The sequence below is a fragment of the Acidovorax sp. genome (assembly GCF_046339755.1).
Classification (GTDB): domain Bacteria; phylum Pseudomonadota; class Gammaproteobacteria; order Burkholderiales; family Burkholderiaceae_C; genus Acidovorax.
The window spans coordinates 1-10,344 of the sequence record NZ_JBKDTZ010000004.1 but is presented as its reverse complement, the minus strand read 5'-3'; the positions used below and the strand labels follow the sequence as shown (position 1 = coordinate 10,344).

Here is a 10,344-nt window from a genome sequence, read left to right as displayed (position 1 = left end):
CGACCACGGTTTGACGCCACGAATCGCAGATTTGAAAGTGAACAGGAAAGTCAATGAAATCAACGATCTACCAACACCACCTCCGCGCCAGTGCTAGCTTTTCGTACCGTCACTTATTGCACTGAAAACGAGGAGACCCCTCATGACCCTCTGCGGCACGCCGCGCGCCAGCGGCGGCACCGTGCGCTTCGAGGGCGAGGACATCACCCAGCTGCCCACGCACCAGATCATGCGCAAGGGCATCGCCGTCTCGCCCGAGGGGCGGCGCATCTTCTCCAACCTGACGGTGGCCGAGAACCTGAAAATGGGCGGCTTTTTCCAGGACGGCGCCGCCATCGACGCGGGCATGGAGCATGTCTTCAAACTGTTCCCGCGCCTCCAGGATCGCGCCAGCCAGCGCGCCGGCACCATGTCGGGCGGCGAGCAGCAGATGCTGGCCATCGGCCGCGCGCTGATGAGCCGCCCGCGCCTGCTGCTGCTGGACGAGCCCACGCTGGGCCTGGCGCCTTTGATCATTGCGCAGATCTTCGAGATCATCCAGGCCATCCGCGCCGAGGGCGTCACCGTGTTTTTGGTGGAACAAAACGCCAACCGCGCCCTGCAAATTGCCGACCGCGGCTACGTGCTGGAAAACGGCCGCGTAGTGCTGCAAGACACCGGCGCCGCGCTGCTCACCAATGCAGACGTGCGCAAGGCGTATCTGGGGGCTTGATGCGCTGTGTGGGCGCACTGGCACGACAAAAGCGGCCTTTGGCCGCTTTTGATTTGATAGCTACCAGCGCTTGATAAATAAAGGCTAGTGCCTGAATTCATCTTGATGGCGACGCGTCATCGATCCAATCGGGCACAGGCTCTCTGCCAGGGCGTGAAGGGGCATACCGACGCGACCAATCGCCCGCGCCCCTTTGGGTTTGAGAGCTGCAAATCCCATTACGTCAGCGCACATCAGGGCAAAAACCCACTCATCCCCGACGCTCCACCCCGGGGGAAACCCGTGGTTCTCCCCCCCTTGCTCATTTTCTACAACGCGCTGCGCAAGACCTTCAATACGCATGCGCACTGCCTCCGAATAATCCGGCGTTGCTCACCACAACCAAAGGAGACAAGCATGGGTACCTCCCCCCAGTCTGATTTTTTGCGCGCGCTGTACCAGTCCTGGTCGGACCGCATGGCCGCCAATCCCGCGATGACCATCGCCGACCTGCGCAGCCTGTTCGACGAGTGGCATCAACCCACGCTCGAGCCTGAAGGCGTGACCTACAAGTCGGACGTGCTCGCCGGCGTGGAAGCCATCTGGGCCCTGCCCCATGGCGCAGACACCAAGAAGGTCATCCTGTACACGCACGGCGGCGGCTGTGCCGTGGGCTCGGCCGCCAGCCATCGCAAGCTGGCCGGTCACCTGGCCAAGCATCTGGGCGCGACCGCGGTGGTGATCGACTACCGCCGGGCGCCCGAGCATCCGTATCCGGCCCAGATCGAGGATTCGACGGCTGTCTACAAAGAACTGCTGGCGCGTGGCTTCAAAGCAGCCGACATCGTCACCAGCGGCGACTCGGCGGGCGGCAACCTGGCCATCTCCACGGTGCTGAAGCTGCGCCAGGACGGCGTGGCGCTGCCGGGCGCGGTGATTGCCTTTTCGCCCTGGCTCGACATGGAGCATGTCGGCAAGACGCTGCAGACCAACGCGGCCACCGACGCCCTGGTCAGCAAGGCCGTTCTGGAGGGCATGTCGGGCATGTTCCTGGGCGAGAAGGGCTCACGCACCGACCCGCTGGCCAATCCGCTGAAGGCCGACTACACGGGCTTTCCGCGCCTGTACATCAACGCCGGCAGTGCCGAAACCCTGCTGGACAACGCGCAAGACCTGGAGCGCATCGCCAAGGCTGCCGGCGTGAACGTCACGCTGTCGGTGGTTGACGGCATGCAGCACGTCTTCCCGTTCCTGGCGGGCCGAGCCCCCGAGGCCGACGACGAGCTGCGGCGCATTGCCCAGTGGTTCAAGCGCGCCTGAGCGCCGGTTAGCCAGGCACCCCTGGGCCAGAGGGCCTTGGGGAAGTTTTCTTCATTTCATTGCAACAACGCGGGCCACTACGTCGCCGCTGGGCGCAGCTGTGGCCGCAACACACAGAGAGATCAACCATGAAAAAAACCCAACATCTGGACGCCATCGTCATCGGTGCCGGCTTTGGCGGCATGTACATGCTGAAAAAGCTGCGCGACGAGCAGGGCCTGAAAGTGCGCGTCTTTGACAAGGCCGGCGGCGTGGGCGGCACCTGGTACTGGAACCGTTACCCCGGCGCGCTCTCCGACACCGAGAGCTTTGTCTATTGCTACTCCTGGGACAAAGAGCTGCTGCAAGAGATGCACATCACCACGCGCTATGTGACGCAGCCGCAAATTCTGTCGTACCTGGAGCATGTGGCCGACCGCCACAACCTGCGCCCCGACATCCAGCTCAACACCGGCATCACCGCCGCCCACTTCAACGAAGCCACCAACCTGTGGGAAGTGAAAACCGACACCGGCGAGGCCTACACCGCCAAATTCCTGGTGACCGCGCTGGGCCTGCTCTCGGCCACAAACGTCCCCAAGATCAAGGGCCTGGACACCTTCCAGGGCGAGTGGCTGCACACCGGCAACTGGCCCGAAGGCGTGCAATACGACGGCAAGCGCGTGGGCGTGATTGGCACGGGCTCCACCGGCACCCAGGTCATCACCGCCATTGCGCCCAAGGTGGGCCATCTGACGGTGTTCCAACGCTCGCCCCAGTACAGCGTGCCCGTGGGCAACGGCCCGGTCACGCCCGAATACGTGGCAGAGGTGAAGAAGAACTACGACGAGATCTGGGAGCAGGTGAAGGGCTCGGTGGTGGCCTTTGGCTTCAAGGAGAGCACCGTGTCGGCCATGAGCGTGTCGGAAGAAGAGCGCCAGGCCGTGTTCCAGAAAGCCTGGGACAACGGCGGCGGTTTCCGCTTCATGTTCGAAACCTTCTGCGACATCGCCACCGATGAGCGCGCCAACAAGGCGGCGCAAGACTTCATCCGCGGCAAGATTGCCGAAATCGTCAAGGACCCCGAGACGGCGCGCAAGCTCATGCCGCAAGACCTGTACGCCAAGCGCCCTTTGTGCGACAGCGGCTACTACGCCACCTACAACCGGCCCAATGTCGATCTGGTCGATGTCAAGGCCAACCCGATTGTCGAAATCACCCCCAAGGGCGTGAAAACCACCGATGGCGTGGAGCACGAACTGGACATGCTGATTTTTGCCACCGGCTTTGATGCGGTGGATGGCAACTACACCAAGATCGACATCCGTGGCCGCAATGGCCTGACGATTCAAGAGCAATGGAAATCGGGCCCCAGCAGCTACATGGGCGTGGCCAATGCCAACTTCCCCAACATGTTCATGGTGCTGGGCCCCAACGGCCCGTTCACCAACCTGCCACCGTCCATCGAGAGCCAGGTCGAGTGGATTGCCGCGCTGATCAAGGATGTGAACGCCAAGGATCTGAAAACCGTGGAAGCCACCACCGAGGCCGAAGCCGGTTGGACCAAAACCTGCCACGACATCGCCCACATGACGCTGTTCCCCAAGGCCGACTCCTGGATTTTTGGCGCCAACATCCCGGGCAAAACCAACACCGTGTATTTCTACATGGCCGGCCTCGGCGCTTACCGGCAAGAGCTGTCTGCAGTGCAAAACAAGGGCTACGAGGGTTTCGTATTCCAGTAAATGCGCATTTTTTAAAAAACCAACCAAGGAGACAACATGAAACGCGTAGAAAACTAAGTGATTTTGGTGACCGGCGGTGCCATGGGCATGGGCCGCTCGCACAGCGAGCTGCTGGCAGCGCAAGGCGCCTGGGTGTTCGTGGCCGACGTGAACGCAGCCGAAGGGCAAGCCACCGTGGACAGCATCCGCAAAAACGGTGGCAAGGCCGACTTTTTGCAGCTGGATGTGACACAAGAAGCCCAATGGAACGCCGCGCTGGCGCAAATCACAGAGCGTGCAGGCCGTCTGGATGTGCTGGTGAACAACGCCGGCATTCTGATCCTCAAGCCCATGCAAGACACGACCAACGACGAGTGGGATCGCGTCTTCGATGTGAACGTGCGCGGCCTGTTCATCGGCACCCGTGCGGCGGTGCCGCTGATGCAAAAGGCCGGCGGCGGCACCATCGTCAACGTGTCGTCGATTTACGGCCTGGTCGGTGCCCCCGGTGCCAGCGCCTATGAAGCCTCCAAGGGCGCGGTCCGCCTGTTCACCAAGTCTTGCGCCGTGGATCTGGCACCGTTCAATATCCGCGTCAACTCGGTGCACCCCGGCGTGATTGAGACCCAGATGACCAAGGCCATGCTGGACGACCCGGTCATCCGCCCGGCACTGCTCGGCCCCACGCTGCTCAAGCGCCCCGCGCAACCGATCGAGGTGTCACAGGCCGTGCTGTTCCTGGCCTCGGACGAATCATCGTTCGTGCATGGCGCAGAACTGGTCGTTGACGGCGGCTACACGGCCAATTGATCGTCAACCGCAACGCGCCGGACTCAAGCCGCGAGCGGGTAGTCCGGGGCGTCGCTGCAAGCACAAGACCCCCATCAGGAGACAAACCAATGAAGCAATTTTTCAAGCGACTGGCACCCCTGGCCACCGCACTGGCTGCCCTCGCGCAGGCCGGCCAGGCCAGCGCCATCGAACTTGACGCCGGTGACTACACACCGCTGCCGGCCGGCACCACCGCGCTGGTGGTCTATGGCCAGCACACCACGCGCGACAAGCTATACAGCCAGGGCAACCGGCAGGCGATCAACCCGCAGCTGGACTCCACCGTGGGCATCTTGCGCGGTGTGCGCTTCATGGAAGTGGGCGGCCTCATCATCGACCCGCAGTTTCTGCTGCCCTTTGGCCGGCTCAGCGCCAAGGACGACATTGCGGGCCTGGGCTCGAAAAGCAGCGTGGGCGACCTGATCCTCGCGTCCGCAATCTGGTTCACCAAACCCGGTGACAAGAACCACTTCGCCATCACGCCTTACCTGTGGCTGCCGACCGGCTCGTATGACCGCAACCAGTCTTTGGGCCTGGGCGAAAACCGCTACAAGTTTGCGCTGCAGGCTGGCGGCATCGTGCAACTGGCGCCCGGCATCCACTGGGACTACGCCGGTGACGTGACGCTCTTTGGCAAGAACGACGACTTCAACAACGGCGCGGGCGGCAGAACCGAGATGAAGCAAAAGCCGCTGTACCAGCTGCAGACCCATTTGCGCTACCAGCTCAGCCCGACGCTGGACCTGCGCGCTGCCCTGTTCCACACCTTCGGTGGCGAGACCAAGGTGGGCGGCGTGGACCAGAACAACCGCCAGTCCACCACCAAGTTCAACGTGGGCACCGCGTGGTTCATGCAGCCCGACCTGCAGTTGATCGCCACCTATGGCCGCGACATCCATGTGCGCGAAGGCTTCAAGGCCAACAACCAGATCAATCTGCGCCTGCTGAAGCTCTATTGATCACGCAGGCGGCCGTAGGTGCCCGGCGGCCGCCTGAAACTGGATCGCGCAGTTATGGCAGGCTGTCATCAGGCAATGGCCGTTTCGATTCGAGCCTGACATTTTTGAAATCCAAATACTCAAGGAAAGACACACCATGCGCTGTTATTGCGTGATGCACCATTCAAAGCCGCTTGAACTTGTCGAGCGGGAGACACCGCAGCCCGAGGGAACCGAAGTGCTCGTGCGGGTGAAGGCTGCGGGCCTTTGCCACACGGATCTGCACATCTGGGAAGGCTTTTACGACCTGGGCGGCGGCAAGCGCATGAACCTGGCAGACCGTGGCATCAAGCCACCCATCATCCTCAGCCACGAAATCTGTGGCGAGGTGGTGGCGGCCGGGCCGGACGCAGGCGAAGTCCCGACCGGCTCCCGCTTCGTGATCCACCCCTGGATTGGCTGCGGTGAATGCCCCACCTGCCTGCGCGGCGATGAGAACCTTTGCCTGAAGGGCCGCGCCCTTGGCGTGGTCAAGCCCGGCGGCTTTGCGGATTACGTGATCGTTCCCCACCCACGCTACCTGGTCAACATCGACGGCCTGGACGACGCCGAGGCAGCGCCCCTGGCCTGCGCGGGCGTGACCACCTACAGCGCCATCAAGAAACTGGGCGAAGGCATCCACCGCGAACCCGTCGTGATGATTGGTGCCGGAGGCCTGGGCCTGATGGCCATCGAGGTGCTGAAGGCCCTTGGCGGCAAAGGCGCGATCGTGGTGGACATCGACCCTGCCAAGCGCGAAGCCGCGCTGGCAGCCGGCGCGCTGGCGGTGATTGACGGTAAGGCAGCCGATGCGACCAGCCAGATCATCGCGGCGACTGAAGGCGGTGCCGGCCAGATTCTGGACCTGGTGGGCTCGTCTGCAACCGTGTCGCTGGCCATGCAGAGCGCCCGGCGCGGCGGCCACATCGTCATCTGCGGGCTGATGGGCGGCGACCTGACCATCTCCCTGGCGACCATCCCGCTGCGCCCGCTGTGCATCGAGGGCAGCTACGTCGGCACCCTGGCCGAACTGCGAGAGCTGGTGGAGCTGGTCAAGCGCACCGGCATGAAGTCGATTCCGGTGTCGCGCCGCCCCATGGCCCAGGTGAACCAGGCCATCAACGACCTGCACCACGGCAAGGTGATCGGGCGCGCAGTCCTGATCCCATGAGCTTCTGAAAGAACACCCCACCATGTACCCCCAACTCAGCCTCTACATCGACGGACAAATGCTGCGCGGCGAAGGCCGCCGCGAGCAGGATGTCCTGAACCCCGCCAACAACCAGGTGATCGGCCAGTTGCCGCATGCCACCCAGGCCGACCTTGACATGGCACTGGCAGCGGCCCAGCGCGCGTTCGCGTCGTGGCGCAACAGCACGGCGATGCAGCGCGCGCAAGTGCTGAAAGCCGTCGCAGCATTGATCCGCGAACGTGCGCCGCAGATCGGCCGCAATCTCACCCTGGAGCAAGGCAAGCCCCTGGCCGAAGGCGTGGGCGAAGTGGCGGTCTGCGCCGAGCACGCCGAGTGGCATGCGGAGGAATGCCGGCGCATCTACGGTCGCCTTATTCCACCGCGCGATGCCAGCGTCCAGCAGACCGTGCTGCGTGAACCCATTGGCGTGTGCGTGGCGTTCTCACCCTGGAACTTCCCCTTCAGCCAGGCCTTTCGCAAGGTGGTCGCGGCCATTGGCGCCGGGTGTACGGTTATCCTCAAGGGCTCCAGCGACACACCGGCCTCGGTGCAGGCGATCGCCCAACTGTTTCACGACGCCGGCTTGCCCCCGGGCGTGCTGAACGTGGTGTCCGGTGACTCCGGGATGATCTCGGACTACCTGATTCGCTCGCCCATCGTGCGCAAGATTTCCTTCACCGGCTCCACGCCCGTCGGTCAGCAGTTGGCGGCGCTCGCCGGGCAGATGATGAAGCGCACCACCATGGAGTTGGGCGGCCACGCGCCCGTCATCGTGTGTGACGATGCGGACATCGACCGGGCAGCAGACGTGCTGTCTGGCTTCAAATTCCGCAACGCGGGCCAGGTGTGCATCTCCCCCACGCGCTTTTATGTGCAGGACGGTGTGTACGATCGTTTCGTCGAACGATTCGCGCAGCGGGCGCAGGCCCTGGCGGTCGGTGACGGGCTGGTTGAAACCAACCGCATGGGGCCGCTGGCGCAACCGCGCCGCGTTGCCGCCATGGAGGACTTCGTGGAAGACGCCCGCCAGCGCGGCGCCAAGATCGTGGCGGGCGGCCATCGGCTGCAAGGCGACGGCAACTTCTTCGCCCCCACGGTGCTGGCTGACTTGCCCGACGACTCGCGCTTCATGACCGAGGAGCCCTTCGGCCCGATGGCCGGCATGGTGCGATTCAAGACGGTGGAAGAAGTGCTCGCGCGCGCCAACAGCCTGCCCTTCGGCCTGGCGTCGTATGCCTTCACCACATCGCTGAAAAACGCGCACCAGATCTCGCGCGGGCTGGAAGCGGGCATGGTGTCCATCAACCACATCGGGTTGGCGCTGGCCGAGACACCGTTCGGCGGCATCAAGGAAAGCGGCTATGGCAGCGAGGGCGGCAGCGAAACCTTCGACGGCTATCTGACCACCAAGTTTGTGTCGCAACTCAATTGAGGCGCAAAGGCTGCCAATCCGCAAAGATGGGCAGCCTCTAAAAAATTACCGGCCACCGCTGCCTACCCCCCATCGTGGGCGCAGGCAGTGACGCCGACCAGCGGCATCGCCTGACCGATTCGCCAGTCAGGACAGGCTGTCGGTCTCGCGTGGTGCTGCCACGATCACAGCGCTTCGGAATTCCATAGGTGTCTGCTGGAACGCCCGCTTGAAGTGCCGCACCAGATGGCTCTGGTCAGAGAATCCACAGTCCATGGCAATGCACTTCAGCGGCGTCGCCACAGGACGACTGAGCAGTCGCCGGGCGCGCTCTAGGCGCTGGCGCAAAACATAGGCGTGTGGCGCACAGCCAAACTCCGCATGAAACTTGCGGATCAGCCCGGACACACTGACGCCCGCCTCGCGTGCCATCTCATCGAGCTTGAGGTTGCGATCCAGGTTGTCCTCGACATACTGGGCCAAACGCCGCCGCTGCCAATCGGCCATGCGGCCGGCCAGCGGCACCTCGCGCACGCCGGCCTTGGCGTAACGGCGCAGCAGATGAACGCACAGCTGGTTCACCAACGCCGACCGGTACAGCCCACCGCCCAGCCCGCCGCTTTGCAGTTCGGACTCGAAAGCGGACACAAGGACGGGCAGAACATCGTCTTTGGCACGCACGCAGTCTTCCATGCCCACATCACTCACGCTTCGCTCAAAAACCTCTTCGGCGACACGGCACAGCTCGGTGTGGGCCAGATAGATGTGCGTGACTTCGATCGGACGGTCCCACTTCCACTGCGACGACTCGCCGCGGGTCAGCAGCGAGCACACGCCCTGCCCCACCCGCTCGCTGGTCCAGGCGCCACCTGCGCGCCGACTCATGACCGCATCGTCGCCCTTGTAACGCACGAGCATGTAGTCGCGCATGGAGGGTATTTCAACGTCAAGGGACGTGTACTGATAGCCCTTGAGCGTTACCTGCTCCCAACCGACTGGCACGCTGTCCAGCGTCAGCTGGCCGGGTATCCAGCGAGGAACTTCATCAGGCGCAACAAGTTGACTCACAAAGAGCATCTCCGAAACATCACGGACCCAAAACGTGGGCGGTCTATGATTTTCATCAATGCAACTGCGACCTCCATGGGGGTAAGTACTAATAGCTCATGGTATTGAGTCCGCGCGGAAAAGCACCCGCCTTGGCGCCCCGTCCTACCCATGTCGAATGGGGAGGACGGGGCAGATTCCAATCAAATGGAGATCATCCAGGCGATCCGCGCCGAGGGCGTCACCGTGTTTTTGGTGGAACAAAACGCCAACCGCGCCCTGCAAATCGCCGACCGCGGCTACGTGCTGGAAAACGGCCACGTAGTGCTGCAAGACACCGGCGCCGCGCTGCTCACCAATGCAGACGTGCGCAAGGCGTATCTGGGGGCTTGATGCGAGCACTGACGGCTTACGGTTCGTTGGAATCGTTTTGCTTCTTCTTGCCTTGGTCGTAATGCCACTTGATGGCAAAGAACATGCACGTGCCAAACACCAGCACCTTGAACGCAATAAAGACTATTGGGATCCAATCCATCTCGGTAACCTGACCCTGTTGATTGTGAGGAGCAGCCCCTCAAAACGCTGCTCGCGCAGCCTCTGACAACGCGGCACATCAATCCCCCAGGCACACCCCGATATCGCGCGCTGTGGTGATCAGCTCGTGGCCTGGCGGCACCGTGCGCTGGGTGTTGGCAACGTCGGCGATCGGCACGCTGCCGATGCGGCCGTCTTGCAGCGTGACCATGCGGCCAAATTTCCCGGCGATCACCAGTTGCGCCGCGTGGTGGCCAAAGCGCGTGGCCAGCACGCGGTCGAAAGGGGTGGGGTCGCCGCCGCGCTGCACATGGCCCAGCACGGTGGTGCGCACTTCGCTTTTCAGGTGCGGCTGCAGTTGCTGGCGCAGCACATGGCCCACGCCGCCCAGGCGCACCGGGTCGGGGCTATGCGCCACGCGTTCGCGTTCGGTGAGGCTGCCGCCGCGCTGCTTGGCGCCCTCGCCGATGCAGATGATGGTGTAGCGCTGGCGCTTTTCGGGGTCTCCTCGTTTTCAGTGCAATAAGTGACGGTACGAAAAGCTAGCACTGGCGCGGAGGTGGTGTTGGTAGATCGTTGATTTCATTGACTTTCCTGTTCACTTTCAAATCTGCGATTCGTGGCGTCAAACCGTGGTC

At 63.0% G+C, this 10,344-nt stretch carries 7 protein-coding genes and 3 pseudogenes; 8 read left to right on the top strand and 2 right to left on the bottom strand.

Annotation, left to right across the window (positions count from 1 at the left end; all coding sequences use genetic code 11):
• Positions 1–139: 139 nt before the first annotated feature.
• The 7 genes and pseudogenes from ACK59X_RS00265 to ACK59X_RS00235 all read left to right on the top strand — a co-directional run.
• Positions 140–712: pseudogene (locus tag ACK59X_RS00265) on the top strand (ABC transporter ATP-binding protein); the annotation flags it as partial.
• A gap of 396 nt (positions 713–1,108) precedes the next feature.
• On the top strand, positions 1,109–2,011 hold the full coding sequence (locus tag ACK59X_RS00260) for an alpha/beta hydrolase (protein ID WP_409954450.1): 903 nt from the start codon (positions 1,109–1,111) through the stop codon (positions 2,009–2,011).
• Positions 2,012–2,139: 128 nt separating this feature from the next.
• The gene (locus ACK59X_RS00255) at positions 2,140–3,735 is read left to right on the top strand and encodes a flavin-containing monooxygenase (RefSeq protein WP_409954449.1); all 1,596 of its coding nucleotides are present in this window, start codon (positions 2,140–2,142) and stop codon (positions 3,733–3,735) included.
• A 57-nt stretch (positions 3,736–3,792) separates the two neighbouring features.
• The gene (locus tag ACK59X_RS00250) at positions 3,793–4,524 is read left to right on the top strand and encodes a glucose 1-dehydrogenase (protein WP_409954448.1); all 732 of its coding nucleotides are present in this window, start codon (positions 3,793–3,795) and stop codon (positions 4,522–4,524) included.
• Between the two features lie 89 nt (positions 4,525–4,613).
• On the top strand, positions 4,614–5,504 hold the full coding sequence (locus tag ACK59X_RS00245; RefSeq protein WP_409954447.1) for a transporter: 891 nt from the start codon (positions 4,614–4,616) through the stop codon (positions 5,502–5,504).
• Positions 5,505–5,640: 136 nt separating this feature from the next.
• On the top strand, positions 5,641–6,693 hold the full coding sequence (locus tag ACK59X_RS00240; protein ID WP_125953052.1) for an alcohol dehydrogenase: 1,053 nt from the start codon (positions 5,641–5,643) through the stop codon (positions 6,691–6,693).
• Between the two features lie 22 nt (positions 6,694–6,715).
• On the top strand, positions 6,716–8,146 hold the full coding sequence (locus ACK59X_RS00235; RefSeq protein ID WP_125953053.1) for an NAD-dependent succinate-semialdehyde dehydrogenase: 1,431 nt from the start codon (positions 6,716–6,718) through the stop codon (positions 8,144–8,146).
• 126 nt (positions 8,147–8,272) lie between these two features.
• Here ACK59X_RS00235 and ACK59X_RS00230 read toward each other — a convergent pair whose 3' ends face one another.
• Entirely contained in the window at positions 8,273–9,193 is a 921-nt protein-coding gene (locus ACK59X_RS00230) for a helix-turn-helix domain-containing protein (protein ID WP_409954446.1), read from the bottom strand.
• A 189-nt stretch (positions 9,194–9,382) separates the two neighbouring features.
• Here ACK59X_RS00230 and ACK59X_RS00225 point away from each other — a divergent pair.
• A pseudogene (locus ACK59X_RS00225) lies at positions 9,383–9,565 on the top strand (branched-chain amino acid ABC transporter ATP-binding protein); the annotation flags it as partial.
• Between the two features lie 220 nt (positions 9,566–9,785).
• On the opposite strand, the pseudogene ACK59X_RS00220 reads toward ACK59X_RS00225, so the two are convergent.
• A pseudogene (locus ACK59X_RS00220) lies at positions 9,786–10,205 on the bottom strand (6-phosphofructokinase); the annotation flags it as partial.
• Positions 10,206–10,344: the final 139 nt, after the last annotated feature.

What these genes read in the sequence shown, in the direction of transcription:
- ACK59X_RS00260 (WP_409954450.1), top strand. Translation starts at nt 1,109, where the DNA reads ATGGGTACCTCCCCCCAGTCTGATTTTTTGCGCGCGCTGTACCAGTCC.
- ACK59X_RS00255 (WP_409954449.1), top strand. Translation starts at nt 2,140, where the DNA reads ATGAAAAAAACCCAACATCTGGACGCCATCGTCATCGGTGCCGGCTTT.
- ACK59X_RS00245 (WP_409954447.1), top strand. Translation starts at nt 4,614, where the DNA reads ATGAAGCAATTTTTCAAGCGACTGGCACCCCTGGCCACCGCACTGGCT.
- ACK59X_RS00240 (WP_125953052.1), top strand. Translation starts at nt 5,641, where the DNA reads ATGCGCTGTTATTGCGTGATGCACCATTCAAAGCCGCTTGAACTTGTC.
- ACK59X_RS00235 (WP_125953053.1), top strand. Translation starts at nt 6,716, where the DNA reads ATGTACCCCCAACTCAGCCTCTACATCGACGGACAAATGCTGCGCGGC.